Source organism: Bacillus sp. FSL R5-0443, assembly GCF_038608285.1.
GTDB classification, from domain to species: domain Bacteria; phylum Bacillota; class Bacilli; order Bacillales; family Bacillaceae; genus Bacillus; species Bacillus velezensis.
This window is the reverse complement of the sequence record NZ_CP152013.1, coordinates 2659374-2685522: the sequence shown is the minus strand read 5'-3', so window position 1 is coordinate 2685522 and position 26149 is coordinate 2659374. Positions and strand designations below refer to the sequence as shown.

The window sequence follows — 26149 nt, the reverse complement described above, 5'->3', positions numbered from 1 at the left end:
GTAGAAAAATATCGAAAAAACCTTTAGAATGAAAAATGGCACCTGAACAGAAGGTGTCATTTCTTTCTGTAAATAAGAAAAGGTGATGTCATGAGGAGAAATAAAAAGAAAATAGCTGTAAACAAAGAAAAGAAAAAATCACTGCCGATCCGGCTTAATTTTTTGTTTTTGGCCGCGTTTCTTATTTTCACTTGGATTATCGTCGAGCTTGGCATCAAGCAGATAGTTCAGGGTGATGATTATAAAAACGCCGCTAATAAGCAGGAGGAGTCTGATGTCAGCACGGCGGTTCCGAGAGGGAAAATTTACGACCGGAACCTAAATCCCATCGTAACGAATAAAGCATTAAATGCGATTACATATACACGTTCAGCCTCAACCACCCAGGCGCAGCGTTTGAAAATCGCAAAAAAACTGTCGGGTATGATTAAGGTAAGCACCAAAAAGGTGACTGAGCGGGATAAAAAAGACTATTGGATGTTAACGAGGCCTGGTGAAGCGAAAAAACTGATTACGGCCGAAGAAAAGCAAAAAGCTGAAGACAAAAAACTGTCTGACGATGATTTATATCAGCTTCAGCTGAAACGCATCACAGACAAACAGCTGAATGAGCTCACTTCAAAAGACATGCAGATCCTTGCGATCAAAAGGCAGATGGATTCAGGCTACTCCCTGACGCCTCAATACATCAAAAATGAAGGGGTGTCGGCAAAAGAAATGGCCGTCGTCAGCGAACATTTAGATGAACTGCCGGGAGTTGACGTGACGTCTGACTGGGAACGGTCTTATCCTTATAAAAGCCTGATCCGGACATTGCTCGGCAGTGTATCCAGTTCGAACGAAGGTCTTCCGTCCAACCTGCTGGATCACTATCTGTCACTCGGCTACAGCCGGAATGACAGGGTCGGAAAAAGCTATTTAGAATATCAATATGAAAGCCTGCTGCAGGGTCAAAAAGAGAAAGTGCAGAACTTAACCGACTCATCCGGAAATGTCACGGGCAGCAAAGTGATTTCAAAAGGACAGGCCGGCAAAGACCTTGTTTTATCCATTGATATGGACCTGCAGAAATCCGTTGAAAAAATCATTGAGAAAAATTTAAGATCGGCAAAAGCGAGACCGAGCACGAAGCTTCTTGATCGGGCCTTCGTCGTCATGATGAACCCGAAAAACGGAGAAGTGCTGACGATGGCCGGCAAACAGATTACGAATGACCATGGAAAGTACAAAATTAATGATTATGCCCTCGGCGCAATGACTTCCTCCTACGCAATGGGATCGGCGGTCAAAGGAGCGACGGTGTTGACCGGACTGCAGACGGGCGCGATTAATTTGAACACCGTTTTCCAGGATGAACCTATGTATTTCAAGGGAAGCAAAAACCCGAAAAAATCATGGACGAATTTAGGTCCCGTAGATATCCAAAAAGCGCTTCAGGAATCGTCAAACGTGTTCATGTTCAAAACGGCGATTGCCGTCGGTAAAGGGGAATACAAAAAAGGCCAGTCCCTGCCGCTTGATATGAAGGCATTCGATACTTTCAGATACTACTTCAATCAGTTCGGACTCGGAGTTAAGACGGGGATTGATCTTCCGAATGAAGCGACCGGGTACCAAGGGTCACAGCGAATTTCCGGTCTTCTGTTAGACTTTGCCATCGGACAGTATGATACGTTTACACCGCTGCAAATGGCGCAGTATGTATCTACAATTGCCAATGGAGGCTATCGTTTGAAGCCTCAGCTTGTAAAAGAGGTCAGGCAGCCTGATTCGAAAAAAGGAATCGGAGCCGTTGTAGAGTCTGTTCAGCCCCAAGTACTGAACAAGATTGATATGAATAATGCAGACATTAAAGAAGTGCAGGCAGGTTTCAGACGTGTCATGACAAAAGGGACAGCCGCAACTGATTTTGCGACGGCGACATACAGTCCTGCCGGTAAAACGGGTACGGCGCAATCTTTCTATGACGGTCCGGACAAATCAGAGACGGGTGAAGGAACGTATAATACGACTCTTGTCGCTTATGCACCTGCGGATAATCCGGAAGTGGCTATTTCTGTAGTCGTTCCTTGGGCCTATATTGATTACAGCGATCGATATTCGATTACGAATGATATAGGAAGAGCAGCTCTGGACAAATACTTTGAGCTGAAAAAGAAACAAGAAGATAATAATACGAAGCAGAAAAACGAAGATAAAATTCAGGAAGACGCTGAAAACGGCAATACAAATCACTAACAGAAAAACGCTCACAACTTGTGAGCGTTTTTTTTATACAAAAAAACATCCGGATTTACAAAACCTTAACACTTGATTTATACGCATTTTACAAGAACCCTTTACTCTAGACCTGTAGGACAAATTACACATTAAATGCAGGGGGAATTCAGGAAATGAAAAAAAACAAATGGATGCTTATGCTTCTGATGGCTGCTGTTATGATTGTTGCTGCAGCATGCGGAAATGCAAAGGAAAGCGGCAAGACAGACAGTCAATCTGCAAGTGAGGATAAAAAAGCATCAGGTTCTTTAACTATTTCTGGTTCATCAGCCATGCAGCCGTTAGTACTGGCAGCGGCGGAAAAGTTTATGGAAAAACATCCGGATGCTGATGTGCAGGTGCAAGCGGGAGGTTCAGGAACAGGTCTTTCGCAAGTGTCTGAAGGGGCAGTGCAAATCGGCAACTCAGATGTCTTTGCTGAAGAAAAAGAAGGCATTGATGCAAAAGCCCTAAAAGACCACCGAGTCGCGGTAGTGGCGATGGCGGCTGCGGTCAACCCCGGTGCGGGCGTAAAGGATATAACCAAAAAACAGCTGACAGACGTCTTTACAGGCAAAATTAAAAACTGGAAAGAGCTTGGCGGTAAAGATCAAAAAATTACACTTGTGAACCGTCCTGATTCATCAGGAACGCGCGCTACGTTCGTCAAATATGCGCTTGACGGAGCAGATCCTGCAGAGGGCATCACAGAGGATTCCTCCAATACAGTCAAAAAAATCATTGCGGAAACGCCGGGAGCAATCGGTTATCTGGCATTCTCTTATATAAACGATGACAAAGTAACGCCTTTATCGATCGGAGGCATCAAACCGGAAGAGAAAAACGTCGTCACAGGCGAGTATCCGATTTGGGCTTACGAGCACTCTTATACGAAAGGTGAAGCGTCAGGCCTTACAAAAACGTTTCTTGACTATATGAACAGCGATGAAGTACAGAAAAGTATCGTAAAAGATCAAGGCTACATTCCGATCTCTGATATGAAAGTCACACGTGACGCAAACGGCAAGCAAAGCTGAGGGGAGGGCGGGCTCCCCGCCTCTTCTTCCTTATAGGAGTGTAAACAAATGATAAATCACAGAGAAAAAGAGTCTGTAAGCGAACGCTTAATAAGCTCAAAACAAAACAGGCAAATGGATGAAGTCCGCGGAAGGGTGATTGTGTCTGTGTGTGCCGCGATTATCATTGCGGCATCAGCGGCGATCACAATTTTTCTCGGCATAAAGGGGCTGCAATCTTTTTTTGTAAATGGTGTAAGCCCGATTGAGTTCTTAACAAGTCTGAATTGGAATCCAACCCAGGCAAAACCTGAGTTCGGCGCGCTGCCTTTTATTTTCGGATCATTTGCGGTCACGGTTCTGTCCGCTCTGATCGCAGCGCCCCTCGGAATTGCGGGTGCCGTGTTTATGACGGAAATTGCGCCGACTTGGGGAAAAAAGGTGCTGCAGCCGGTAATTGAGCTGCTTGTCGGCATTCCGTCCGTCGTTTATGGATTCATAGGTCTTACAGTATTGGTTCCGTTTATCGGCTCATTTAAATCAAGCGGAACGGGTCACAGCCTTCTGGCGGGGACGATCGTACTCTCGGTAATGATTCTGCCGACTGTTACATCGATTTCCGCTGATGCGCTTGCGTCACTTCCGAAACATCTTCGCGACGGTTCATACGCGCTTGGTGCGACGAGGTGGCAGACAATCAGAAAGGTGCTTATCCCGGCGGCGTTTCCGACATTGCTGACCGCCGTCGTGCTCGGGATGGCAAGAGCGTTCGGAGAAGCACTCGCCGTACAGATGGTTATCGGAAATACAAAGCTTCTGCCGGAAAGCCTGCTTGATACGGCGGGAACATTAACGACGATTATTACGTTAAACATGGGCCATACCACATACGGCAGTATTGAAAATAATACGTTATGGTCTATGGGGCTTGTTCTTCTTATCATGTCGTTTCTGTTTATATTGCTCATACGCTACTTGTCATCTAGGAGGAAAGTGTAATGAACCGGAAAATAACGGATAAATTGGCCACCGGTGTATTCGGGTTATGCGCCGCTGTAATCGCGGCGATTTTGGCAGGATTGTTTTTGTACATTCTTATTCACGGCGTCTCTGAAATCTCCTTGCATTTTCTTACGTCAAAATCGAGCGCCATTGCGTCAGGCGGCGGAATACGGGATCAGCTTTTTAACTCCTTTTACATTCTGTTTATCACCATGCTGATCACGATACCGCTTGGAGTGGGGGGCGGCGTCTTCATGGCTGAATATGCGCCCCAAAATAAAATCACTAATTTTATCAGAACGTGTATTGAGGTGCTGTCTTCGCTTCCGTCCATTGTCATCGGGATGTTCGGCATGCTGATGTTTGTAAACCTGACCGGATGGGGTTACACGATTATCGGGGGCGCGCTCGCATTAACGGTCTTTAACCTTCCCGTTATGGTCCGGGTGACGGAAGGCGCGCTCACTGCAGTTCCTAAGGAGCTGAAAGAAGCTTCTCTCGCTTTAGGCGTATCGAGATGGCATACCGTCAAAACGGTGCTGGTTCCGAGTGCGGTTCCTTCGATTTTAACCGGAGCCATTCTCGCATCCGGAAGAGTATTTGGAGAAGCGGCCGCATTGTTATTTACAGCGGGACTGACAACGCCGCGGCTGAACTTTACGGATTTGAACCCGTTTTCTGAATCATCTCCTTTCAACATTTTCAGGCCGGCTGAGACGCTGGCGGTTCATATATGGAGTGTCAATACGCAGGGAATCATCCCTGACGCCGAAGCGATTGCAAACGGCGGCTCCGCGGTGCTGGTGATTTCGGTGCTCTTGTTTAACCTTTGTGCAAGATGGCTCGGATCTGTCATTTATAAAAAGCTTACGGCAAATTAATCGGAAAGAGGCGAAAACATGATTGATCACATCATCAGGGAACAAGCGGAACAGACAAAGCGTTCGCCGGAGTCTTCAATTTTGGAAGTGAAGCATTTATCAATTTATTACGGTGACAAACAAGCGGTTAAAGATGTGAACATGAATATTGAAAAACATGCGGTGACGGCTCTGATCGGTCCGTCCGGCTGCGGGAAATCAACATTTTTGAGACAGATTAACAGAATGAACGATGCCATCCCTTCGGCAAGAAGCGAGGGAGAGATCCTTTATGAAGGGCTGAATATTTTGGGGGAAGCGATTAATGTCGTGTCTCTCAGACGGGAGATCGGTATGGTGTTTCAAAAACCGAATCCGTTCCCGAAATCCATTTACAATAACATCACACATGCGCTGAAGTATGCGGGGGACCGCAGGAAAGCCGTTTTGGATGATGCGGTCGAGGAAAGCTTAACGAAGGCGGCGCTTTGGGAGGAAGTCAAAGACCGGCTTCATTCATCGGCTCTTTCGTTATCAGGCGGCCAGCAGCAGCGTCTTTGTATCGCCCGTACGCTTGCGATGAAACCTGCCGTGCTACTTTTAGATGAACCGGCCTCAGCTCTGGACCCTATTTCAAACGCCAGAATCGAGACGCTTTTGACAGAACTGAAAAAAGATTATTCGATTATTATCGTTACGCATAACATGCAGCAGGCACTTAGGGTGTCTGACCGAACGGCTTTCTTTTTAAACGGGGAAGTGGTGGAATACGGGCAGACAGAACAAATTTTCACGAGTCCTAAAGCGCAAAAGACAGATGACTACATTAACGGAAAGTTCGGATAGGGGGAAGGACTGTGAGCCTTGTGAAGGAAGCGGTGCACACACAGAATTTATTTGATATTCACGGCATGAACGTATGGTACGGAGCCCACCAGGCTTTAAAAGACATTACGATCGGTTTTGAGGAGCGGAAGGTAACTGCGATCATCGGTCCGTCCGGCTGCGGGAAATCCACTTTTATTAAAACATTAAACTTAATGCTGCAAATGGCCCCGAATGTCAAAGTGACAGGCGACATGATCTATAACGGGCGCAATCTGCTGAAAGAAAAGACGGATGCGGCAGAATTAAGAAAACAGATCGGTATGGTGTTTCAAAAAGGCAATCCGTTTCCCCAGTCAATATTTGAGAATGTCGTGTATGGTCCGAGAATTCACGGCGAAAAAAATAAAAAGAAACTGCTTGAAATCGCCGAGGAATCTTTAAAGGCAGCTGCGCTCTGGGATGAAGTGAAAGACCGCCTTCACCAGCAGGCGCTTTCACTGTCAGGCGGTCAGCAGCAGCGGCTGTGCATCGCAAGGGCGCTCGCCACAAAACCGGACGTCCTTCTGATGGATGAACCGACGTCCGCTCTTGATCCCGTGTCCACGCGGAAAATAGAAGAGCTGATTTTGACATTGAAAGAAAAGTATACAATCGTCATTGTGACGCACAACATGCAGCAGGCTGCGAGGGTCTCTGATCAAACCGCGTTTTTTTATATGGGCGAACTGGTAGAGTGGGGCGATACGGGCAAAATATTTTCTCAGCCGGATCATCAAAAAACACATGATTATATCACCGGAAAATTTGGATAAAAAAACGGGCCCGGCCATTGACCGGGTCCGTTTTATACTGCCTATTAAAAAAGCCTGCCGGCCGTATCCATCTGAATGGACGATGCCTGCAAGCTTTTTTAGCGGGTTAATGTTTTGACGATTTTTTTAAAGCTCATATCTGAGTCGACTTTGAAATGGCCGGCGCGGATTTCTTTATGGTAGCCTGCGTCAATGACGTAATCATTAAAGTCCTTCGCTGAAGGAATAATCCCTTCTTTTTCAAGAATGGATGACACATCAGCAGTGCTCATTCCGTCTTTAATCGTCAGTTTGTATGTTACTTTTTTCTTTTTGGCGTCTGTGTTTTGGTCGTTGTTTAACGATTTTTCTTTAGAATCAAGCAGTTTTTGATAGTCATCCCGGTTGACGGAGACTTTTTGCTGATCGTCGAGGTAGCTGTTTACTTCTTTTTCTGTCAATGCTGTTTTTTCGGTTTTAACGGCGGCTGCCTGGTCATGGTCAGTCAAATAGAAGACAGCAGCGAGAACGGCCGTCGCTAAAATCATGCCTGCTGCAAAAGCCTGAATGCCCCGTTTTGTCATACGAGCACCTTCTCATTATCTTTAATAATGGTATTGACGTCCTCGACAGATACGTGCTCCGCTTTTGCGATGGCTTCCGCAGACATTCCGTTGTTATATTTTGAAATGATTTGTTTGGCGATTTTTTGGTTAATGCCGCTGCTTTTGGCTTTGCGGATCACGAGGTTGGTTTCCAGCAATTCTTCTTCAAGCACCGTCATTTTCTTTTTCAGCTTGTAAATTTCCTGCATGGCGGAAAGCTGAAGCGTTTCAAGCTCCTGTTCCACGTCTTTCATCGGATCTCTTTGAGAATATGAGAATGCAATAAGCGCTATACTGACGATAAACAACGCAATAATAGCAATTTCCACGTTTCATCACCTTCTATTATTAATTTGCCCTTCTTTTTTATACCATAAAACGCCGCCATTCTAAAGGAAATAGAGAAAAAAACGGAATTTTGTCGGGAAATCTTTTTTATTCGGGGAGCAAACGGTTATTTCTCTATAGATTTCGTATCAGAAAGTCCTTTTTTGTCCTGTTTCGTCATATTTTCCCTTCATCTGACGCAAGCTCATTCAGAGGATCAGAAGCATAAACTGATGTTTTCTGCACTTAAACAACATTTCATGTAAATCACTCTAGCATTCCGTCCATTATAGTGGTATTATATATAAGTCTGAATAAGTAAATGATATTTAGTTTGGAGGGAAAATAATGCGCGTTAATATTACTTTGGCTTGCACTGAATGTGGTGAGCGTAACTATATTTCTAAAAAGAACAAACGCAACAATCCGGACCGCGTTGAATTTAAAAAATATTGCCCACGTGATAAAAAATCTACGTTACACCGTGAAACAAAATAAGCTGTTTAAAACAGCGGAAAAAGCTGGAGCTTTCAATAAAGTTCTGGCTTTTTTGTCTTTCAGGGAGGTTTGAGAAACGTGAAAGCACAAATCAGAACCGCTATCAAAGCAAAGCTTTCTGACATGACAGAAAGTGAATGGGAGAAAAAATGCCGCAGCATGCGTGAAACGCTGTTTTCTTTAAAAGAATGGAAACAGGCCCGCGTGATCGCCGTTACCATCTCGACACGCCTGGAAATTCCGACACAGCCGATTATTGAACAGGCCTGGAAAGAGAAAAAACAAGTCTGTATCCCAAAATGCTTTCCGCAGACGGGAGCGATGGAGTTCCGTACATTTTCTGCGTATGATCAGCTGGAAACCGTATATGCGGGCCTCAGTGAACCGATCGAGAGCCTGACGGAAAAAGCCGCCCAAAATGACATTGACCTTGTGATTGTGCCCGGCGTGGCTTTTGACCGGGAAGGCTTCAGAATCGGATACGGCGGAGGATATTATGATCGGTACCTGTCCGGTTATAAAGGCCGTACCGTGTCGCTTCTCTTTGACTGTCAGCTGACAGACCGCATTCCCCGCATGCCCCACGATATTCCGGTCGATATGATCGTGACTGAATCTGAAACCATCGCTTAATCGCATAAAAAACTTCTTGCACCGGAATAATTCTCGCTGTTTGACAAACGATAGGGGCAGGAGGGATAAGATGAAAAAATTGTTGATCTACTCATTATGCGCCGTATCTGTTTTAGCCGTTTACCAAAACCGCTACCGTCTGATGAACAGCGTGCTCAGCCAGCCGGGGATCAGACGGTCATTCATTCATTTCTTTTTAAAAATACCGTTTATCAGAAACAAATTCATTCAGCAGGCATTTTAAACAAATCCCGTTTTTCAGCGGGATTTTTTGCATAAGAAAACCTGCCGGTAAAAAACGGCAGGTTTTCTCGTATTGTCAGCTTTTTTTCAGGAAACCGAGCAGAATTGAGATCATAGGAGAAATGTACAGGAAAAAGGTAAACGGCAGGTAGTCGATGACAGAAACCCCTAATGCGCTTGCCATAAAAGCGCCGCTTACTCCCCAGGGAATCAGCGGGTTGATCAATGTTCCGCCGTCCTCAAGCGACCGCGCAAGGTGAATCCGCTTAATGCTGAGCTTGTCATATAAAGGTTTATAAGATTGACCCGGAATTAAGATCGACAAATACTGCTCACCTGTCGCAAGGTTTACGCCTATACTTGAGAAGACGGTCGCCATGACAAGACGTCCTTTCGTATGCACGCCTTTTATCAATCCTTGAAGCAGCGCCGCGATCAGGCCCGTTTTTTCCATCAGGCCGCCGAGCGCAAAGGCGATCATGATCAGAGAGACTGATCCCATCATCGATTGGAGCCCGCCTCTGTTGATAATGCTGGCCACAGCCTGGTCGCCGGTTTTAAACGCCGTCCCGCTTTGCAGGGCGGATATAAATCCTTGAATGCTGCTGTCAGGAATAAAAACAGCAGTCAGAAGCCCTGCGGAAATAATACCGGCGGTAAGCACCGGAATCACGGAAACCCGTCTCACAGCTAAAATGATCACCAACAGAGGTGAAAGAAGCGACCAAGGCGTAACGTGCACGGCCTCTTTTATTCCGGAAATGACCGCCTCAATATTTTGCGTTGAAGCGGCATTTATTGAAACCGATGAACCGAGAATATAAAAAAGAACAATCGTGATCAGAAGTGCCGGAACGGTAGTGCCCATCATATGGCGAATATGCTTAAAAATCGGAATTTCGCCGATTCCGGCGGCAAAATTCGTCGTGTCGGACATCGGTGACATTTTATCACCGAAACAAGCCCCGCAAATGACTGCTCCCGCCGTCCATTCGAGCGGAACTCCCGCCGCGCTTGCTACCCCTAACAGCGCGACGCCGATTGTACTGACAGTTGTCAGACTTGAGCCGACAAGCGTGCTGATAATCATGCAGGAAAATAATGCGGTCAAAAGCAGCTGACTCGGCTGTATAATTGACAAAGCGTAAACGGTGACGGTGGGAATGGCGCCGCTGTACATCCAGGCGCCGATCAGCACACCGATCAAAGCCAGCACGATAATCGGCTGCACACCGTTTTTCAATCCGCTGACAATTCCTTTTTCAAGACTGTCCCACGAGAAACCGAGCCACAAACCTGCCAGAGACAGAATAATGACGCAAAAGAACAGCGGCATATGCGGCTCTGTATGAAAGAAAAACAGGCAGGAAATAATGACTGCTAACATCAAGACAAATAAACTGATGGCTGAGATGAACGTCAGCCTTTTTTCTTGTTTCAAAACAACACCCCATCAAACTTTAATCCTTTTGTGCTTTTGGGCACGAAAGTATTGTAACAGAAAAACGCATAAATGAGTGTTTTTTTACAATTGTGAATATACAATTTATGAAAATAATACAAGGATATTTTCTCCAATCGTTTTTTGCTTGACGCCCGGATCAGTGATGAAATACGCTTATACTAAGAAGAATAGAAATGGTGAAGAAGATGAATTCATTTTATGACGTGCAGCAGCTGTTTAAGTCATTCGGACATATCGTTTATTTCGGTGACAGACAAGCCGAAATTGACTTTATGAAAGATGAATTAAAGGAAATGTACTTGTCAAACGTGATTGAAAGAGAATTATGGCAAAAAGCCGCCGGAGTTCTTCAGAGAGAATCGGAGCGGATCAAAGGCAGATAACACAGCAGGATTTTAATAAGAAAAGGAGATTATTATGGAAGATACATGGTTTGCGGGGATTGATCTTGGCGGAACAACCATCAAGCTGGCCTTTATCAACATGTACGGTGAAATTCAGCATAAATGGGAAGTTCCGACCGATAAATCAGGAAACACAATTACGGTCACGATCGCCAAAGCGCTTGACCAGAAGCTGGAAGAACTGAACAAGCCGAAACGGATCGTAAAATGGATCGGAATGGGAGCGCCTGGACCCGTGGAAATGACGACGGGGATGGTCTATGAGACGACAAATATGGGGTGGAAAAACTATCCGCTGAAAGACCATCTCGAGGCGGAAACGGGTATTCCGGCCGTCATTGAAAACGATGCCAATATCGCGGCGCTCGGAGAAATGTGGAAGGGTGCAGGTGACGGGGCCAAAGATGTCATTTTAGTGACGCTCGGAACCGGAGTCGGCGGAGGCATCATCGTCAACGGAGAAATCGTTCACGGAAAAAACGGGGCCGGCGGAGAAATCGGTCATATTTGCAGTATTCCGGAAGGAGGAGCTCCGTGCAACTGCGGAAAATCCGGCTGCATCGAAACGATTGCGTCCGCAACCGGCATCGTCCGCATCGCGAAAGAAAAGCTTGCGGCGGTTTCCGACTCTTCGCTCTTACAAGTGCGCGATCTGACAGCACGTGACGTGTTCGATGCGGCTAAACAGCAGGATAAGACAGCGCTTGAAGTCGTCGATTATGTCGCAAAACATTTAGGCCTCGTGCTCGGAAATCTGGCAAGCGCCATGAATCCGACGAAAATCGTGCTCGGCGGAGGCGTCTCCAAAGCGGGTGAAATCCTGCGGTCAAAAGTGGAAGAGACTTTCAAAATCACCGCATTCCCGCGTTCTGCGGAAGCGGCGGATATTTCGATTGCGGAACTTGGAAATGACGCCGGAGTCATCGGCGGGGCGTGGATTGCCAAAAATGAATGGCTCAAACATCAAAACTGCTGAAGAAAGTCTGCCTGCCCATATCGCGGGCGGCTTTCTTTTTTTATCTCCCCAGTCATATAGTTTTTAAAAAAGGGGGATGAACAATGGCGGGAATTCGTGTCAAACCTGAATTGAAACAGCATATGAAAGATATTGCAAAGGTGCTTTCAATTGATGAAAAACTGTTGAAAGCCGCTGATAAAACGGCGGAAAACGATGAATTATTTTGTCCCGGCTTTGCCGTGAGCGGGCAGTCAGAGGGTCCGCCGCTTGAGACGCTGAGCGGGCTTTCGCGATACATCCGGCACTGTGAAAGGATTCTTTCCGCTGATCAATGGGTGAAGGAAGAAAAGGTGTACGGCTCCCAATCGGTTTATGAAGAAATTGAGAAAATAACGGATGTCTTTCCGTTTGTCACGTGCCGTAAAATCGGCAGTTCCGTATTGGGAAAGCCGCTTTATGAGCTGAAAATAGGTGCGGATACGGCCGAAAGAAAAGTCCATGTAAACGCCTCATTTCATGCCAATGAATGGATCACCACCTCGGTCGCGCTTAAATGGTGTAAAGAATATTGCGCGGCATTATGCGAAAATAAAACCGTTTTCGGGCACTCTGCGCTTGATATATTCAGCCGGACATCATTGTCATTCGTTCCGCTCGTAAATCCCGACGGTGTTGATCTCGTACTTTACGGATGTGAAGATTTATCAGAAAAAAATGAATTTCTTAATGAATTAAATGAGCAGCGCCCGGATTTCCGCGAATGGAAGGCGAATATAAACGGTGTGGATTTAAATAAACATTTCCCATCCAATTGGGATATTGAACAGAGGCGCAAACCGAAAGCCCCTTCATACCGTGATTTTCCGGGGACGGCGCCGCTCACTGAACCGGAGGCGCAGGCAATGCACCGGCTGATAACGAAGCAGCCGCCTGACAGGCTGATCGCGCTTCATACGCAGGGAGAAGAGATTTATTGGGGATACGAAGGATGTGAACCGGAGCAATCATCCCGGATGATTCGGGAGTTTGAAGCGATAAGCGGAAACCGCTATCAAGGCGTTAAAACCATTGACAGCCATGCCGGTTTTAGGGATTGGTTTATACAGCAGTATGGAAAAGAGGGCTATACCATTGAGCTCGGGAAGGGAAAAAACCCTTTGCCTTTTCATCAGTTTGCTGATATTTATCAAGCGACGGAAGGTATTTTGTGGAGGTCGCTTGTTTTTTGAGACATCTGTGAAATTTCTCATTTGTTTACATAAACAAATATGGGACAATAGAAAAGAATGGAGGGAAGGCTGGTGAGATACTTGGTTTGTGTTCTGCTGTCCGCATTCGTTCTGTGTTTAGCGGCCTGTGAACCATCTCATCAGCAGCAAGACACAGGCGTTTCGGCAAAATCGGCAGAACAGAAAATCGTTCCGCTCAGTAAAAAGGAAGCGGAGAAAACGGAAGGATGGCTGGATAACAGAACGATCCTGTATACAGCACATCATCAGCTGATGAAATATGATCTTTTCAGCGGAAAATCCGAACGGCTCTATGAAACAAAGGGCAATATTGTCAATGTAAAGATCAGCCGGAAAAAACAGCTGATTCTCGTACAGGTGACAAGCAGCGGTCAGACTGAGCTTGTGCTTATGAACAAGCAGGGGAAAAGACTTTATCACAAAGCCTTTAACTCTTATGAGCTGGAGACGGCTTGGAATCCGTATGACCCGTATCAAATGATGATTACCGTTTTTACTGAAACATGGGACTTCACTGCCTATACGGCCGATATGAACAACGGCATTTTAAAAAAGAGTCCCGTTCAGGCCCCTTTTGTCCATTGGACCTCCACTGATGAATTCCAATATATCAAGCAAGGAAAAACGGAGGAAGAGGGTCCTTTATATTCTTATCACTTGCAGACAAAAAAAGAAAAAAGAGTGCTTCATCACGTCATCTGGGCCGATTCCCGCCCGGGCATGACGATTGCCGTCAGACAAACGGATCAATCGGACGGAGACGGCGAGTTCCTTTTCCAAAAGCCGGCATCCGTGACGCACCGCTTTCCTCTCCAAAAAAAGTATGAGAGCTTCGCGCCGATGGAGTATGATTACGATCAGACACACAAGCGGTTTTACATATTTAAGCCTGAAGGCCGCTCTTACAATCTGATCAGCTTTGACTTAGGAGACGAACGGGAGCGGACGGTGCTCAAAAACACGGAAATGGAGCCGATTCAGATCTCTCCGAACGGGGAATACGCTTTATACGGCTTTACGTATGACCGTCTGATTTCACTGAAAACAGGCATGACAGAACCAATCATAACAAATGAAAAAGGAGTTTGAACCAAATGGCAATTGCAGATGTCACAATCATTCCGATCGGAACAAAAACACCGAGTGTCAGTGAGTATGTAGCTGATGTGCAAAACATTTTGGAGGGTTACAAAGCTGCCGGCAAAATCAAATTTCAGCTCACGCCGATGAACACTTTGATTGAAGGTGAGCTGAGCGACTTATTCGCAGTCATTCAGGACATTCACGAAGCCCCGTTCCAAAAAGGGCTGCACAGAGTGGCGACAAATATCCGCATTGATGACAGACGTGATAAAGAAACGACACTGGAGAGCAAAATCAAAAGTGTCAGCAAACATTTGCAGCAATAAAAAATAAGCCTGTATCCATTGGATACAGGCTTTTAATGTGCAGTCGGATAGCCGCTGGTTACAACGGTCATTACGGTAAACCAGCCAAACACGCCCAGCGTGGCGGCGGCTAACAAAAATCCCAGGATATTTCTCTGTCTGACAGCCCGCAGGACTCCTAATACAGCTAATAATGCGACAAGGCCGAAGATTACAACAAGTAACATCATGCTCCTCCTTTGTCATTGGAACCTGAAAATCTTTCCATTTCATTTTAACCGTTTTCATTTTGTTTGTCGATAGCGTTTTCCCGGCCGCATTCATTGAATCTTCCGCAGAAAACCTTCATAATAAGGGCATATACATAAAGAGGTGATGAAAGTGAAATGGAGACGAATGCCGGCCGGTCCGATTCAGGCAAACGCGTATTTTCTTGTCAGTGAGGATCAGTCCTGTCTTATTTTTGATCCGGGCGGAGAAGCGGACAAAATCAACAATTACATAAAAGAAAACAATCTGAAGCCGCTGGCCATCTTACTGACGCACGCCCATTTTGACCATATCGGCGCGCTTGACGAAGTAAGAGACAGATGGGATGTTCCCGTATATCTTCACAAAAATGAAGAAAAGTGGCTGGAGGACTCTTCCTTAAACGGATCGGGCATATTGCGGGGCATCGCCGTAACGGCACGGCCCGCCGAACGGCTCATCGAAGGCGACGGCATTTTGGACATCGGGCCTTTCCATTTGGAGACATTGTTTACGCCGGGACATTCACCGGGAAGCGTTTCTTATTATGTGAAGGACGCGGATCTGGTGATTTCAGGTGATGTGCTCTTTCAGGGAGGCATCGGCCGAACTGATTTACAGGGCGGAAGTCAGGACGTATTGCTTGATTCCATTCATCAAAAACTGCTCACGCTTCCCGGACATACACTTGTGTTAAGCGGGCACGGGCCGGAAACGGATATTCAGACAGAGCAGGAGCGAAACCCGTTTATCAATGGTTTTTCACTGTAAATGAAAAAAGACAGACCATAACGGTCTGTCTTTTTCTGTCAGTGGGTTCCGCCGCCCGGTGTCATAATAAAAATAGAGTAATATGTAAATCCGGCGAAAAATACGGTTAAGTAAGCTCCGAAAATATAAATATACATCCGCTCAGTCAGATTCAAATAAGAAAGAAATACGAAAAAGATCGTCTGTCCAAAAAACAAAAGTGAAGCGTCTTTCATGCCCCCTAAAAAAAACATGACTGCAAATATCCCCGTCCAAAATCCTAACACCCGGAACATGCGATTCATTCCTTATCCCCTCCCGAGAGTCTATCTGAAGTTTATTATAATAGATCGGCACTCAAAATGTAAACATTTTCATGATTATATTTATTGTGGAATTTATGTCTTTCCCTGTGTTTTATATCTTATGCCGCTCTCTCAAAAAGATCCGAAAAATCTTTTTGGAAATATGTTTAATGAAAAAAAGTTCAGGGTACTTATGTTAACAAAGAGACGGATTATCCGAGGGAGGAATTTTTAAAAATGAAAGAACTTATTTTTTATTCATACCCGAGCTGCACATCATGCCGAAAAACGAAACATTGGTTAAAAGCCCACAATGTTGACTTTCAAGAGCGCCATCTATTCAGGGAGACACCGACAATTGATGAATTGAAGCAGATCTTATCATTAACGACTGAAGGAATTGATGAAATATTGGCGACGAGAAGTCAAACATTTAAAAATCTCAACCTGAACATTGAAGAAATGACTGTAAATGAAGTGCTGAAGCTTTTGACTGAGAAGCCGAAACTGCTGCGGCGTCCGATTCTGATCGATCGCAATAAGCTCGTTATCGGATACAATCCGGGAGAACTGATGAAGCTGACGAAGAAAAAAACGGTACATCAATCTGTATCATAAGAGAAAAACGAAGATCCGCTGATCAAAATTTATCAGCTAATCTTCGTTTTTTGCGGTTGCGGACTGGGCTAGCTGGATTCGAACCAACGATCACGGAGTCAAAGTCCATTGCCTTACCGCTTGGCTATAGCCCATCGGATGTAATTACAGTATGTGCGTCCGGCGCCGATTTATACATACAAAGGAATTTGAATGGAGGAGACACGTGAAACATTTGAGTGAAACATTATCTCGAACCTTAATTGAAGAATCAGGTGAAATCACACGCCAGTGGCTGCTCATACCAAAATCGGGGCGGCCTTCAGATGATCAGAAAGCGGAAATGCAGCACCGTCTGTTAATTGAAATCGTTGCCGGCATTTTATCGGAAAAAGACGGCGGAGAAGAGGAGCTGACAAAATGGGCGCTTCAGTTCGCAAGGGACCGGGCCGTCCATGAAGTACCGGTCTATGAAAGCGTCACGAGCTTTAAAGAATTCCGGAGATTGGTCTGGAACCGCATACAGACGTGCTGTGAAACAATGTCTGAGAAGCCTGGGGCGAATGCGGTATTCCATTGGGGAGAGAAGCTGAACAAAGCAATTGACCATATGATTGAAGTATTTACAGAGGAATATTATAAAGTGACGGTTACACAATTAAACGCCCAAAAAGAAATGATTAACGAACTAAGTGCGCCGATTATGCCGATTGCCGACGGTATTGGAATTTTGCCGCTCGTCGGCGAAATTGACACCTACCGGGCAAAAATGATTTTGGAATCGGTGCTTGACCAATGTTCTTCACTCCGTCTTTCTTATTTATTTTTAGATATATCAGGTGTGCCGATTGTGGATACGATGGTCGCTTATCAGATTTTTAAAGTGATTGACAGCACAAAACTTCTTGGCATAGAAACGACAATCTCAGGCATCAGGCCGGAAATCGCGCAGACCGTCGTGAAGCTCGGCATCGATTTTTCTCAGGTGAAAACGGAGCAGAGTCTGGCGAAAGCGCTGGCAAAAAACGGATTTATCGTAAAAGAATCATTAAGATGATAAAAAGCTGAATGGCCGGGAGGGATGTCTCCCTCAGCTATTCAGCTTTGTCAGCTTCAATCGTAATGATATGATGGCTGTCGATTTCTTTTACCGTAAATGTGTAGCCTTCAAAATCAATGGTGCTCCCGGGCTTCGCGTCAATATGCTGAGTAAGAAACCAGCCCCCGAGTGTATCGACTTGATCAGCCGTAATCTCTGTTCCGAGTACATCATTGACGTCGCTGATCAGCAATTTGGCGTTCAGGAGATAGCGGTTCTTCCCAAGCTTTTGAACGGAAGGTGTTTCATCCGTATCAAATTCGTCGCGGATTTCGCCGACGATCTCTTCAATGATGTCTTCCGCCGTTACTAATCCCGCGGTTCCGCCGTACTCATCAATGAGAATGGCCATATGGGCGTGTTCCCGCTGCATTTTAACGAATAATTGATAAATCGGAATCGTCTCAATCACATGGATCGCCGGCTGGATGTAAGGGCTGAGTTCGTGTTTTGTAAACGCCGCTCCTTCTGACAGGAATCTGAATAAAACTTCTTTTATATTGATGATGCCGACTACATGATCTTTATCTCCTTTTACTACGGGATACCGGGTATATTTATTTGTTTTGATAATGTCCCGGAGCATATGTCCCGATCCGCTGTCTAACGGCAGACTCACCATTTCATTCCGGGGCACCATAATTTCTTTGGCAGTGCGCTTATCAAATGTAAAAATGTTATTTACGTAATGCAGCTCGCTTTTTTTAATCATGCCGCTTCGATAGCTTTCGGCAAGGAGCACCCGCAATTCCTCTTCCGTATAAGCCATTTCATGTTCGGAAGCAGGCTTCAAGCCGAACATGGCTGTAATCAGGCGGGCGGAATGATTGAGCAGCCAGATGAACGGAAACATTAACTTATAAAACAAAATCATCGGTCTGGCAGACAAAAGTGTAATCCGCTCGGCTTTTTGGATAGCAAAACTTTTCGGGGCGAGTTCGCCGATAACGACATTCACATATGTAACCAGCAGAAAGGCGATGATCAATGACAGGACTTGGGCAACCGCTTCGTGAACTCCGGTCTTTAAAAATAACGGCTGAAGCATTGCTTTGACTGTCGGTTCACCCAGCCAGCCGATTCCCAAAGCGGTGACGGTGATGCCCAATTGGCATGCCGATAAATATTCATCGAGGTGTGTAATGACATGCTTGGCTGCTTTTGCTCCTTTTACATCTTCCTCAATGAGCTGATTAATGCGGGAGCGCCTTGCTTTAACGATTGAAAACTCTATGGCGACAAAACACGCCGTTAATAAAATAAATAGTACGATGGCAGACAGTTTGATGATATACAATGTAACGCCTTCCGCGAAGGAAGGCTTGCACCTCCCTTTTTTCGGAATAATACCACTGTAGAAAGCTGCTCAAACATCGAACCTGGTTTAGCCTGCTTCATTTACGGTAATAAAACAAGAAAGCGATACTGGAGGATGACAAGAGATGAAGGTACATTCGGGTGCGGACTGGCTGTGGTACCAGCTCGGTCCGCATGAAAAAACAGAAGCGAAAAAAATGATTCATCACAATCACTGGCCGCAATGCGAAAAGTGGTTTGAACATGAAAATCATATAAACTTTCTGCGCTCAGATACAAATGATCAGAATAATGAAGCGGTTTTCGGTTCTTTAATCTATCATCAAGGATTAGATGATGAAAAAAACCATACCGTATTTCACTTTTATATTACGAGAGACTTCTTTTTTACGATTAATTTTGATTTTTCGCTGCTGCGCGGTGTAAAAGAAAAGCATGCCACACAGCAGATTCAAACCTGTGAAAATCCGATTGAAGGCTTTTTTGTTCTGCTGGGAGAGCTGATGAATTCCTATCTGATCGGACTGGATGAATTTGAAGTCAAGCAGCGGACGCTGAAATGGCAGATTCATGATGACAACAGCAAAGGAATCTTGGAAAATGTGCATAAACTGCGCCATGAGCTGTTCATTTGGAAAGGCCTTACACTGGGGGCTAAAAAAGTGGAAATGGCTTTAAAAGAAGCTTTTCTTCCGAAGAATGACAGGCAGAAAGATTACCTCAGAGCTCATCAAAAGATGGAAAGAGGAATTACATATATCAATGAGTTTGATCAGGAATTGAGCAATCTGCTGCACGCCGAGGAAGTCATTACCTCCCAAAGAGGAAATGAAATTGTGAAAGCCTTGACGATCTTTACAACTCTCTTTACACCGATGACGGCGCTTGGAGCTCTCTGGGGGATGAACTTTGATAACATGCCGGAGCTTCATTGGAAATATGCGTATATTTGTTCCATCGTGCTCATTATTGTATCAACCCTGCTGATTTATATTTATCTGCGGCAGAAAGGCTGGACAGGGGACATTTTGAGGGAGCATCAAAAAAAATATTTGCGGAAAGAAAAGAAACGCTAAGAAGAGCAGGCATACGCCTGCTTTTTTTTGATGGCTGAAAATGGCCGAATGGTTCCCGATTTCATTCGGTAAATCAATGTCAGGGGGCTTATTTTTTATTATTTTACGTTTTACACACTGTAAAACGCATAATCTCTCCTTTGCCGGCTTCTGTGTATCTGATTTACAATACGTGCGGAAGGAGGGAAGTCTTGTGAAAAATATTGAAACATACAGCAGGAACATCATAAACGAGGCCTATACGGCAAGGGCTTCAGATATACACATTGTGCCGAGAGAAAAGGATGCTTTCATTCATTTTCGCATCGGCCATGCTCTTGTGAAAAAAAGAGTCTTAAAAAAAGAGGAATGCGTAAGGCTTATTTCTCATTTTAAGTTTTTATCGGCCATGGATATAGGAGAAAGACGTAAGCCGCAAAACGGGTCATTGTCTCTGCCGCTTCCGACGGAAACCGTTCATTTAAGAATGTCAACCTTGCCGACAATGAATGATGAAAGTCTTGTCATCAGGCTTTTGCCTAAGCGGCAGATTCCCCCTCTGGATAAACTGTCCTTATTTCGGGGGGCAGGCGCCGCACTATTGTCCTTTCTGAAGCATTCGCACGGCCTGCTTCTGTTTACCGGCCCCACCGGATCTGGAAAAACGACCACTCTTTACTCGCTTGTCAACTATGCAAAAAGGCATTTCAACCGGCGTATTGTCACGCTTGAAGACCCCGTAGAAACAAGAGATGAGGATGTGTTGCAAGTTCAGGTGAATGAAAAAGCCGGAGTCACATATTCCGCCGGTTTAAAAGCGATTTTAAGACATGATCCCGATATGATCATCTTAGGGGAAATCAGAGATGCCGAGACGGCTGAAATCGCAGTCCGCGCGGCCATGACGGGACACCTCGTTCTTTCAAGCCTGCATACAAGAGATGCTAAGGGCGCCATATACAGGCTGCTGGAGTTCGGCGTGAACATGACAGAAATTGAACAAACCGTCATTGCTATTGCCGCTCAGCGTCTGGTTGATTTAACATGTCCGTTCTGCAAAGAGGAAAACTGTTCCGTGTACTGCCGGATGTACAGGCAGACACGCCGTGCGGGCATTTATGAACTGCTCTACGGGAAAAACCTCACCCAATGCTTTCAGGAAGCAAAGGGAGAGCACGCCAATTTTCAATATCAGACGCTCCGCAGGCTGATCAGAAAAGGAATCGCGCTCGGCTATGTCACGACCGACAATTACGATCGGTGGGTGTATCATGAAGCGGATTAAACGAACCTGGCCCTTGAAGGATCAAGCGGCTTTTTTGAAAAGGCTCGGTGAAATGACGGAAAAAGGATACAGTCTGATTGAAGGGCTCAGGCTGCTGCAACTCCAGCTGCATAAACGTCAGCTTGCAGAGCTGACGGACGGAATCCGCCGGCTGAGGGAAGGTGATGCGTTTTACCAAGTGCTTGAGACACTGTCTTTTCACAAAGAAGCCGTCTCTATCTGCTATTTCGCGGAGAAACACGGGGAATTGCCGGGGGCGATGAAACAAAGCGGCGACTTGTTACAGAGAAAGCTCATGCAGACGAATCAAATCAAAAAAATGCTCCGGTATCCGATGTTTTTAATTTCTTCCGTCTGTGTCATGTTTTATATCCTGCAAAGTTTAATTGTTCCGCAGTTTGCTGGGATTTATCAATCAATGAATATGAATACTTCCGGTGCGACTGCTTTCATCTTTGCGTTTTTTCGGCATTTTCATGAAGCCTGCGCACTGGCGCTGTCCGCCGCTTTCTGCTTGTTTTTGTACGTTTGGTTCTTATGTAAAAAAAAATCCCCGCAAGATAAAATGCTGATTGTTGTGAAAATACCACTATTAGGAAAAGCGGCCGTTCTTTTTAACAGCTACTTTTTCTCTTTACAGCTCAGCAGTCTTCTGAAATCCGGCCTATCGATCTATGACAGCTTAACAGCTTTTAAAGAACAATCTTTTCTGCCTTTTTATCGTGAAGAAGCAGAGATGCTCATTACACGTCTGAAAGCCGGAGAAACCATAGAATCCGCTCTTTCCGGGCATCCGTGTTATGAAAAAGACCTTGCGGCTGCAGTCAGCCACGGACAGGCAAACGGCCTGCTTCACCGCGAACTTTATACGTACAGCCAGTTTATGATGGAGCGTCTTGAACAAAACGCGGCGAAGTATACCGGCATTCTCCAGACTGTCATTTACGGTGTTGTGGCCGGTATGATTTTAATTGTCTACATGTCAATGCTGATGCCGATGTACCAGATGATGAACCAAATGTAAGGGAGTGCTTCGTCTGAAAAATCAAGATGGATTTACTTTAATTGAAATGCTGATCGTTTTATTTATCGTTTCCATTCTGCTTTTAATCACCATTCCTAACGTTACAAAACATAATCAAAGCATTCAGCATAAAGGCTGTGAAGGACTGCAGAATATGGTGAAAGCCCAAGTGACGGCGTACGAAATCGATCATGAAGGTAAAATGCCGGATATGAACGATTTACAATCAGAGGGGTATATCAAAAAGAATACAGCCTGCCCGAATGGTAAACAGATCTTAATTAGTGGCGGAGAAGTTACAGTTGAACAATAACAGGCGGACAGAAAATGGGTTTACCCTTCTTGAAAGCCTGATTGTGTTAAGCCTGGCGTCCGTCCTGCTGACGGTTTTGTTCACGACGGTTCCGCCGGCCTACACCCACCTTGCCGTGCGGCAAAAAACAGAACTGCTCCAAAAAGATATTCAGCTTGCTCAGGAAACGGCTATCGCAGAACATAAAAGAACAAAAATCACTTTTCTTCCAAAAGAGCATAAATACAAACTGCAGTCAGGCGGAAGGATTGTCGAGCGTTCTTTTGACTCGCTTCACATTACACTTGTGACTTTACCGGAGAGCCTTGAATTTAACGAAAAAGGCCATCCGAATTCGGGAGGAAAGATTCAATTGAAGAGCGCCGGGTTCACCTATGAGATCACAGTTTACTTAGGGAGCGGAAATGTTCATGCTAAACGGAAATAAGGGGTTCTCTACTATTGAAACACTATCAGCAATGGCCATTTGGCTGTTCCTTATGACGTCTATCATTCCGGTCTGGACGGGCATGCTGACAGATGGTCTGAAAATAGAAGATCGCCAGGAAGCGTACCAGCTTCTTCAGAAACATATCAGCACTTATATGATGACCGGAAAAAAGCCGCCGTCTCCCGGTGTGAAGTGGAAGGAGGATGGTGAGTATTACAAAGTGTGTACGGCTGACCGCAGCGAAAAAGAAATGTGCCTCAGCATTCTCAAAACAGACTGGCTTTACGCTTCTTAATGTTTTGTTCTCCTTGGCAGTCTGTCTTTTCCTATCAGGCACCTTGGGCCCGATTTTACATCTGTTTTTATCAAACCGGGCCGATAACGGCGGATTAGACAGCCGGGAGCATCAAATTGCCGTTCAGCAGATCATGAACGAATGTAAACAGGCTGAGGCTGTGAAGCCGGAGGACGGCGGACGGGCGTTAGCATGCCGGAAAACCGGGGGCGAAGAAGTGCGTTTTGAAATTTATCATAAGATGATAAGGAAAAGAGTAAACGGAAAAGGCCACGTGCCGATCCTGCAAAACGCGGCATCATTAACGGCTGATGTGAAAAACGGCCTGCTCTTATTAGAGATCTCAAGCGTTGCAGGTCAAAAGAATCAGGCGGTCATTCCGGTTTACAGCTCTTTTAAAGGTGATTAAATGTACAAATCTGACGGTTTTATATATCCCGCGGTTCTGTTTGTTTCTGCCGCAGTTTTACTTGTCATCAGCTATACTTCGTCTGATTTCATCACCCGAAAAACATTTGCAAAAGAGGCCGGGGAGTACTGGATCGGAGAGAATCTGCTCCAAAACGGCGTGCTGCTGTCAAGCCGCCATATGACACAGGGACAAAAGGTCCAAACTGGTACACAGCGTTTTCCGTATGGCACCGTTTCTTTTCACATCACGGGGAGTGATCGCCGGGAAACGGTTCAGGTTACAATTCAGGCGGAAACAACGACAGGAACGAGACGGGAGGCTCACCTTTTGTTCGATCAGAAGAAGAAACAGCTGATTCAATGGACGGAAGTATAAAAAAGAGGCGGCGGGACAACACTTCATAGTAAAGACAGCACTATGAGGTGAGAGCCGTGAAAACAAATGATTATGTAAAATATATGACTGAGCAATTCGTTAAATATTTCGATACGCCGAAACAGGAACGGAGAGAGCGAAAAGAAGTGCGGAAAGAAAAGAAAGTGCCGGCTTCTCAGCACTGGTTCGGAATATTGCCGTATAGTTTTAAGCTGTGGATGCAGCGGAAAAAATAAAGTGAATCACACGAAAGGTCCTCCTGATACAGGAGGGCCTTATTGGTATTCCTCAATGACGGCAATTTTATTTACCTTTTGGCTGTAGGGATTAAAAGAAATCGTAACAAACACGCCAAATTCTTTTGCGCCATCCCGCAATGTCAAGTGGTATTGCTTGACTGCTTCGTCCGTTCTTTTCCGATCCCACACCTTTTGAATAAATAACGTTTGGGCGAGCGGATATCTTTTTTTAGCTTCCTTTTCTGCTAACTTTTCCCATTTTGATTTATGGTGAACAGCATAATAAGGCACCGTTTCCGCCTGAGCTGTTCCTGAAACCCCGAAAACAAGAAGAGAAAGGCAAATCAGACTTTGTTTGATCATCATTCTTCGTCCTTTCGCTGTATATACTTTCCATTTTGTTCTAGGCACCTCGTTATTTTCTCACGTTTTATTAGAAAAAATTCCAAAAAGGTGTGTAATTTGAAGCAAAACGCTGTTTTTAAAAGATACCATTCTTAAAAACGAACAATTTGACCGATTTTGACATTTTTCAAGACGATAATCCTTGATTATACTTTGTTCATACAGTTCTTTAAAGAGAACGGTTGTCATATTTATTACCAGTTTTACAGGGGGTAAGGCATGTTCCGATTGTTGCGAATGGAAAAAAAGGGCAAGGTGAGATGGCGGATGATGCTATTTTTACGGCTTTCGTTCATTTTTTGCCTGTCCGTGACGATATGTGCTCAGTTCACAGGTGATACAAGTTCCTCCTTCAATGATGTAAAAAGCTTCAGTCTCCAGGTTCAAACGTGCGGAGATTTTCAATATACGGATGACGATTGCCGTTATGACGAACGCTGGGATCAAAGTGATTTACATATAACAAATCAAACTGATACGTCAGGCACCGTGTGTGCGCCGCTTCAGCTCTATGCCGAGCTGGAGAATAAGGGAAAAGAGCGGACTGTTTCTGACTGGAAATGGGAGCTCCATAAAATTGCTTTTCAGCAGCAGCCTTTACGAAACGGCAATGTTGTGGATAAAGGGCTTATTACTGATAAAAAAAGCAAAACGATTTATAAAATTGAGTCAAAGCGGTCTTTGCAGCCGGGCATATACGCATTCAAGGTTTACAAGCCTGAAGGGTATCCGGCGGACGAAGAAAAATTTGAGTGGTCAAAACCGATGAAACTCGTCAAATGCCGGGAACAGGCGACCGTTTCCGATCTAAAGAAAACGGAGAAAGAGCCGGCTGAGCCGGTAAAAGAAAGCGGGGAAGAACATGAAAAAAACGCTGAAACTGATCAGTAATATTTTGTATGCCGTCATCTTCAGCTTGATTATTGTGCTGACGTTAACGGTGATTTCGACCCGGGCTTCCGGGGGTGAGCCGGCCATCTTCGGCTATACGCTGAAATCCGTGCTGTCGGGTTCAATGGACCCGGAATTTAAGACGGGTTCGCTCATAGCGGTAAAGAAAATTTCTGACGTGAATGACTTAGAAAAAGGGGATGTGATCACCTTTACGCAAGATGACGGAACAGCCGTCACACACAGAATAATCGGGATCACGAAAAAGGACGGGAACCTGCTGTTTGAGACAAAAGGGGACCATAATGCCGCCCCGGATGCCGCACCCGTTCAAGCTGAAAAAGTGGCGGCCCAGTATACGGGATATCAGCTTCCGTATGCCGGATATGTCATCCATTTGGCCAGCCAGCCGATCGGAACGGCGATTCTGTTAATCGTTCCCGGCGTCATGCTTTTGATTTACTCAATAACAGTCATTGTCAGCGCCCTCCGCGATATTGAGCGGAAAACGAAAGCGCTGGAAGAACATGCGAAAAAGGGAACCATCTCCACATGAATACGGTTGCAACCTGGCGACAGGA

Annotated in this window: 35 protein-coding genes and 1 tRNA gene; 28 read left to right on the top strand and 8 right to left on the bottom strand. The window is 45.3% G+C overall.

All coding sequences use genetic code 11. The features are described from left to right. The first annotated feature begins 90 nt into the window (after nt 1-90). From pbpA to pstB (NYE28_RS13280), 6 genes are all read left to right on the top strand, one after another. Complete coding sequence (pbpA, locus tag NYE28_RS13305) at nt 91-2238, top strand: penicillin-binding protein 2A (RefSeq protein WP_099320057.1); 2148 nt, start codon at nt 91-93, stop codon at nt 2236-2238. Between the two features lie 155 nt (nt 2239-2393). Continuing rightward, a complete protein-coding gene (locus NYE28_RS13300) occupies nt 2394-3296 on the top strand; it encodes a phosphate ABC transporter substrate-binding protein (protein WP_007408304.1) in 903 nt (300 codons plus the stop codon). 48 nt (nt 3297-3344) lie between these two features. After that, nucleotides 3345-4274, top strand: coding sequence for a phosphate ABC transporter permease subunit PstC (gene pstC, locus NYE28_RS13295; protein ID WP_012117997.1), 930 nt, complete (start codon nt 3345-3347; stop codon nt 4272-4274). After that, complete coding sequence (gene pstA / locus NYE28_RS13290) at nt 4274-5158, top strand: phosphate ABC transporter permease PstA (RefSeq protein WP_032870589.1); 885 nt, start codon at nt 4274-4276, stop codon at nt 5156-5158. The genes pstC and pstA overlap by 1 nt, the downstream gene beginning before the upstream one ends. An 18-nt stretch (nt 5159-5176) precedes the next feature. Further along, a complete protein-coding gene (gene pstB, locus NYE28_RS13285; RefSeq protein WP_337681034.1) occupies nt 5177-5983 on the top strand; it encodes a phosphate ABC transporter ATP-binding protein PstB in 807 nt (268 codons plus the stop codon). A gap of 11 nt (nt 5984-5994) precedes the next feature. Then, nucleotides 5995-6777, top strand: a complete 783-nt coding sequence (gene pstB, locus NYE28_RS13280; RefSeq protein ID WP_003153040.1) for a phosphate ABC transporter ATP-binding protein PstB — start codon at nt 5995-5997, stop codon at nt 6775-6777. Between the two features lie 98 nt (nt 6778-6875). Here pstB (NYE28_RS13280) and NYE28_RS13275 read toward each other — a convergent pair whose 3' ends face one another. After that, nucleotides 6876-7340: an endolytic transglycosylase MltG gene (locus NYE28_RS13275; RefSeq protein WP_007408308.1), complete on the bottom strand. Its 465-nt coding sequence runs from the start codon at nt 7338-7340 to the stop codon at nt 6876-6878. After that, a complete protein-coding gene (locus NYE28_RS13270) occupies nt 7337-7690 on the bottom strand; it encodes a hypothetical protein (protein WP_003153047.1) in 354 nt (117 codons plus the stop codon). Before NYE28_RS13270 ends, NYE28_RS13275 begins: the two co-directional genes overlap by 4 nt. Before the next feature lie 346 nt (nt 7691-8036). On the opposite strand from NYE28_RS13270, the gene rpmG reads away from it, so the two are divergent. From rpmG to NYE28_RS13255, 3 genes are all read left to right on the top strand, one after another. Further along, a complete protein-coding gene (rpmG, locus tag NYE28_RS13265) occupies nt 8037-8186 on the top strand; it encodes a 50S ribosomal protein L33 (protein ID WP_003153056.1) in 150 nt (49 codons plus the stop codon). A gap of 78 nt (nt 8187-8264) precedes the next feature. Then, a complete protein-coding gene (locus NYE28_RS13260; RefSeq protein ID WP_337681035.1) occupies nt 8265-8819 on the top strand; it encodes a 5-formyltetrahydrofolate cyclo-ligase in 555 nt (184 codons plus the stop codon). A gap of 70 nt (nt 8820-8889) precedes the next feature. Beyond that, on the top strand, nt 8890-9063 hold the full coding sequence (locus tag NYE28_RS13255) for a hypothetical protein (RefSeq protein ID WP_007408311.1): 174 nt from the start codon (nt 8890-8892) through the stop codon (nt 9061-9063). A gap of 75 nt (nt 9064-9138) precedes the next feature. Here NYE28_RS13255 and nhaC read toward each other — a convergent pair whose 3' ends face one another. Beyond that, nucleotides 9139-10503 (bottom strand): Na+/H+ antiporter NhaC, encoded by a 1365-nt coding sequence (gene nhaC, locus NYE28_RS13250; protein ID WP_021494320.1) that lies wholly within the window; start codon nt 10501-10503, stop codon nt 9139-9141. A 197-nt stretch (nt 10504-10700) separates the two neighbouring features. Here nhaC and NYE28_RS13245 point away from each other — a divergent pair, with 197 nt between their 5' ends. The 5 genes from NYE28_RS13245 (at nt 10701) to NYE28_RS13225 (ending at nt 14548) form a co-directional block, all read left to right on the top strand. Continuing rightward, nucleotides 10701-10910, top strand: a complete 210-nt coding sequence (locus NYE28_RS13245) for a YqgQ family protein (protein WP_007408313.1) — start codon at nt 10701-10703, stop codon at nt 10908-10910. Nucleotides 10911-10944: 34 nt separating this feature from the next. After that, nucleotides 10945-11907, top strand: a complete 963-nt coding sequence (gene glcK, locus NYE28_RS13240; RefSeq protein ID WP_342490095.1) for a glucose kinase GlcK — start codon at nt 10945-10947, stop codon at nt 11905-11907. Nucleotides 11908-11990: 83 nt separating this feature from the next. Beyond that, a complete protein-coding gene (locus NYE28_RS13235; protein ID WP_025285002.1) occupies nt 11991-13118 on the top strand; it encodes a M14 family metallocarboxypeptidase in 1128 nt (375 codons plus the stop codon). Nucleotides 13119-13190: 72 nt separating this feature from the next. Further along, nucleotides 13191-14228 (top strand): hypothetical protein, encoded by a 1038-nt coding sequence (locus NYE28_RS13230; protein WP_025285001.1) that lies wholly within the window; start codon nt 13191-13193, stop codon nt 14226-14228. A gap of 5 nt (nt 14229-14233) precedes the next feature. Continuing rightward, nucleotides 14234-14548: an MTH1187 family thiamine-binding protein gene (locus tag NYE28_RS13225; RefSeq protein ID WP_003153073.1), complete on the top strand. Its 315-nt coding sequence runs from the start codon at nt 14234-14236 to the stop codon at nt 14546-14548. A 32-nt stretch (nt 14549-14580) separates the two neighbouring features. On the opposite strand, the gene NYE28_RS13220 is transcribed toward NYE28_RS13225, so the two are convergent. Beyond that, nucleotides 14581-14754, bottom strand: coding sequence for a DUF2759 domain-containing protein (locus tag NYE28_RS13220; RefSeq protein ID WP_003153076.1), 174 nt, complete (start codon nt 14752-14754; stop codon nt 14581-14583). A gap of 154 nt (nt 14755-14908) precedes the next feature. On the opposite strand from NYE28_RS13220, the gene NYE28_RS13215 reads away from it, so the two are divergent. Then, on the top strand, nt 14909-15547 hold the full coding sequence (locus NYE28_RS13215) for an MBL fold metallo-hydrolase (RefSeq protein ID WP_015240215.1): 639 nt from the start codon (nt 14909-14911) through the stop codon (nt 15545-15547). A gap of 38 nt (nt 15548-15585) precedes the next feature. On the opposite strand, the gene NYE28_RS13210 is transcribed toward NYE28_RS13215, so the two are convergent. Beyond that, nucleotides 15586-15831, bottom strand: coding sequence for a DUF2626 domain-containing protein (locus NYE28_RS13210; protein WP_003153078.1), 246 nt, complete (start codon nt 15829-15831; stop codon nt 15586-15588). A 237-nt stretch (nt 15832-16068) separates the two neighbouring features. On the opposite strand from NYE28_RS13210, the gene NYE28_RS13205 reads away from it, so the two are divergent. After that, nucleotides 16069-16449, top strand: coding sequence for a Spx/MgsR family RNA polymerase-binding regulatory protein (locus NYE28_RS13205; RefSeq protein WP_003153079.1), 381 nt, complete (start codon nt 16069-16071; stop codon nt 16447-16449). A 63-nt stretch (nt 16450-16512) separates the two neighbouring features. Here NYE28_RS13205 and NYE28_RS13200 read toward each other — a convergent pair. Beyond that, nucleotides 16513-16583: transfer RNA gene (locus tag NYE28_RS13200), tRNA-Gln, on the bottom strand. A gap of 71 nt (nt 16584-16654) precedes the next feature. Here NYE28_RS13200 and NYE28_RS13195 point away from each other — a divergent pair. Next, nucleotides 16655-17485, top strand: a complete 831-nt coding sequence (locus NYE28_RS13195; protein WP_007408317.1) for an STAS domain-containing protein — start codon at nt 16655-16657, stop codon at nt 17483-17485. Between the two features lie 37 nt (nt 17486-17522). On the opposite strand, the gene NYE28_RS13190 is transcribed toward NYE28_RS13195, so the two are convergent. Next, complete coding sequence (locus NYE28_RS13190; protein WP_021494315.1) at nt 17523-18824, bottom strand: hemolysin family protein; 1302 nt, start codon at nt 18822-18824, stop codon at nt 17523-17525. 145 nt (nt 18825-18969) lie between these two features. On the opposite strand from NYE28_RS13190, the gene NYE28_RS13185 reads away from it, so the two are divergent. The 9 genes from NYE28_RS13185 to NYE28_RS13145 all read left to right on the top strand — a co-directional run bounded on the left by NYE28_RS13185 (nt 18970) and on the right by NYE28_RS13145 (nt 24269). Next, on the top strand, nt 18970-19920 hold the full coding sequence (locus tag NYE28_RS13185) for a magnesium transporter CorA family protein (RefSeq protein ID WP_007408319.1): 951 nt from the start codon (nt 18970-18972) through the stop codon (nt 19918-19920). A gap of 193 nt (nt 19921-20113) precedes the next feature. Continuing rightward, entirely contained in the window at nt 20114-21184 is a 1071-nt protein-coding gene (gene comGA, locus NYE28_RS13180) for a competence type IV pilus ATPase ComGA (RefSeq protein WP_003153083.1), read from the top strand. Next, nucleotides 21171-22208, top strand: a complete 1038-nt coding sequence (gene comGB / locus NYE28_RS13175) for a competence type IV pilus assembly protein ComGB (RefSeq protein WP_337681036.1) — start codon at nt 21171-21173, stop codon at nt 22206-22208. Before comGA ends, comGB begins: the two co-directional genes overlap by 14 nt. A 4-nt stretch (nt 22209-22212) precedes the next feature. After that, nucleotides 22213-22521 carry a competence type IV pilus major pilin ComGC gene (gene comGC, locus NYE28_RS13170; protein WP_003153087.1) on the top strand — a complete coding sequence of 103 codons (309 nt, stop codon included), beginning with the start codon at nt 22213-22215 and terminating at the stop codon, nt 22519-22521. Then, the gene (gene comGD / locus NYE28_RS13165) at nt 22511-22948 is read left to right on the top strand and encodes a competence type IV pilus minor pilin ComGD (protein WP_043020787.1); all 438 of its coding nucleotides are present in this window, start codon (nt 22511-22513) and stop codon (nt 22946-22948) included. The genes comGC and comGD overlap by 11 nt, the downstream gene beginning before the upstream one ends. Next, nucleotides 22932-23246, top strand: a complete 315-nt coding sequence (comGE, locus tag NYE28_RS13160; RefSeq protein ID WP_012117982.1) for a competence type IV pilus minor pilin ComGE — start codon at nt 22932-22934, stop codon at nt 23244-23246. The genes comGD and comGE overlap by 17 nt, the downstream gene beginning before the upstream one ends. Next, on the top strand, nt 23155-23655 hold the full coding sequence (gene comGF / locus NYE28_RS13155) for a competence type IV pilus minor pilin ComGF (protein ID WP_257899725.1): 501 nt from the start codon (nt 23155-23157) through the stop codon (nt 23653-23655). The genes comGE and comGF overlap by 92 nt, the downstream gene beginning before the upstream one ends. Beyond that, on the top strand, nt 23656-24033 hold the full coding sequence (gene comGG, locus NYE28_RS13150; RefSeq protein ID WP_012117980.1) for a competence type IV pilus minor pilin ComGG: 378 nt from the start codon (nt 23656-23658) through the stop codon (nt 24031-24033). Nucleotides 24034-24089: 56 nt separating this feature from the next. Next, nucleotides 24090-24269, top strand: coding sequence for a YqzE family protein (locus NYE28_RS13145; protein ID WP_003153093.1), 180 nt, complete (start codon nt 24090-24092; stop codon nt 24267-24269). A gap of 39 nt (nt 24270-24308) precedes the next feature. Here the strand turns inward: NYE28_RS13145 and NYE28_RS13140 are convergent, their stop codons facing one another. Further along, nucleotides 24309-24638, bottom strand: a complete 330-nt coding sequence (locus tag NYE28_RS13140; protein WP_012117979.1) for a DUF3889 domain-containing protein — start codon at nt 24636-24638, stop codon at nt 24309-24311. A 258-nt stretch (nt 24639-24896) separates the two neighbouring features. On the opposite strand from NYE28_RS13140, the gene tapA reads away from it, so the two are divergent. Together tapA and NYE28_RS13130 are read left to right on the top strand one after the other, a co-directional pair. Beyond that, nucleotides 24897-25568, top strand: a complete 672-nt coding sequence (gene tapA, locus NYE28_RS13135) for an amyloid fiber anchoring/assembly protein TapA (RefSeq protein ID WP_124934997.1) — start codon at nt 24897-24899, stop codon at nt 25566-25568. Beyond that, the gene (locus NYE28_RS13130; protein WP_015240205.1) at nt 25540-26124 is read left to right on the top strand and encodes a signal peptidase I; all 585 of its coding nucleotides are present in this window, start codon (nt 25540-25542) and stop codon (nt 26122-26124) included. The genes tapA and NYE28_RS13130 overlap by 29 nt, the downstream gene beginning before the upstream one ends. The last annotated feature ends 25 nt before the right edge of the window (nt 26125-26149 follow it).

What these genes read in the sequence shown, in the direction of transcription:
- comGE (WP_012117982.1), top strand. Translation starts at nt 22,932, where the DNA reads ATGCTAAACGGAAATAAGGGGTTCTCTACTATTGAAACACTATCAGCA.
- NYE28_RS13225 (WP_003153073.1), top strand. Translation starts at nt 14,234, where the DNA reads ATGGCAATTGCAGATGTCACAATCATTCCGATCGGAACAAAAACACCG.
- NYE28_RS13245 (WP_007408313.1), top strand. Translation starts at nt 10,701, where the DNA reads ATGGTGAAGAAGATGAATTCATTTTATGACGTGCAGCAGCTGTTTAAG.
- comGG (WP_012117980.1), top strand. Translation starts at nt 23,656, where the DNA reads ATGTACAAATCTGACGGTTTTATATATCCCGCGGTTCTGTTTGTTTCT.
- comGF (WP_257899725.1), top strand. Translation starts at nt 23,155, where the DNA reads ATGGTGAGTATTACAAAGTGTGTACGGCTGACCGCAGCGAAAAAGAAA.
- rpmG (WP_003153056.1), top strand. Translation starts at nt 8,037, where the DNA reads ATGCGCGTTAATATTACTTTGGCTTGCACTGAATGTGGTGAGCGTAAC.
- glcK (WP_342490095.1), top strand. Translation starts at nt 10,945, where the DNA reads ATGGAAGATACATGGTTTGCGGGGATTGATCTTGGCGGAACAACCATC.
- NYE28_RS13275 (WP_007408308.1), bottom strand. Translation starts at nt 7,340, where the DNA reads ATGACAAAACGGGGCATTCAGGCTTTTGCAGCAGGCATGATTTTAGCG.
- NYE28_RS13205 (WP_003153079.1), top strand. Translation starts at nt 16,069, where the DNA reads ATGAAAGAACTTATTTTTTATTCATACCCGAGCTGCACATCATGCCGA.
- NYE28_RS13140 (WP_012117979.1), bottom strand. Translation starts at nt 24,638, where the DNA reads ATGATGATCAAACAAAGTCTGATTTGCCTTTCTCTTCTTGTTTTCGGG.
- tapA (WP_124934997.1), top strand. Translation starts at nt 24,897, where the DNA reads ATGTTCCGATTGTTGCGAATGGAAAAAAAGGGCAAGGTGAGATGGCGG.
- NYE28_RS13235 (WP_025285002.1), top strand. Translation starts at nt 11,991, where the DNA reads ATGGCGGGAATTCGTGTCAAACCTGAATTGAAACAGCATATGAAAGAT.
- NYE28_RS13220 (WP_003153076.1), bottom strand. Translation starts at nt 14,754, where the DNA reads ATGTTACTTGTTGTAATCTTCGGCCTTGTCGCATTATTAGCTGTATTA.
- pbpA (WP_099320057.1), top strand. Translation starts at nt 91, where the DNA reads ATGAGGAGAAATAAAAAGAAAATAGCTGTAAACAAAGAAAAGAAAAAA.
- pstC (WP_012117997.1), top strand. Translation starts at nt 3,345, where the DNA reads ATGATAAATCACAGAGAAAAAGAGTCTGTAAGCGAACGCTTAATAAGC.
- NYE28_RS13255 (WP_007408311.1), top strand. Translation starts at nt 8,890, where the DNA reads ATGAAAAAATTGTTGATCTACTCATTATGCGCCGTATCTGTTTTAGCC.
- NYE28_RS13210 (WP_003153078.1), bottom strand. Translation starts at nt 15,831, where the DNA reads ATGAATCGCATGTTCCGGGTGTTAGGATTTTGGACGGGGATATTTGCA.
- comGB (WP_337681036.1), top strand. Translation starts at nt 21,171, where the DNA reads ATGAAGCGGATTAAACGAACCTGGCCCTTGAAGGATCAAGCGGCTTTT.
- pstB (WP_337681034.1), top strand. Translation starts at nt 5,177, where the DNA reads ATGATTGATCACATCATCAGGGAACAAGCGGAACAGACAAAGCGTTCG.
- pstA (WP_032870589.1), top strand. Translation starts at nt 4,274, where the DNA reads ATGAACCGGAAAATAACGGATAAATTGGCCACCGGTGTATTCGGGTTA.
- NYE28_RS13185 (WP_007408319.1), top strand. Translation starts at nt 18,970, where the DNA reads ATGAAGGTACATTCGGGTGCGGACTGGCTGTGGTACCAGCTCGGTCCG.
- NYE28_RS13300 (WP_007408304.1), top strand. Translation starts at nt 2,394, where the DNA reads ATGAAAAAAAACAAATGGATGCTTATGCTTCTGATGGCTGCTGTTATG.
- NYE28_RS13130 (WP_015240205.1), top strand. Translation starts at nt 25,540, where the DNA reads ATGAAAAAAACGCTGAAACTGATCAGTAATATTTTGTATGCCGTCATC.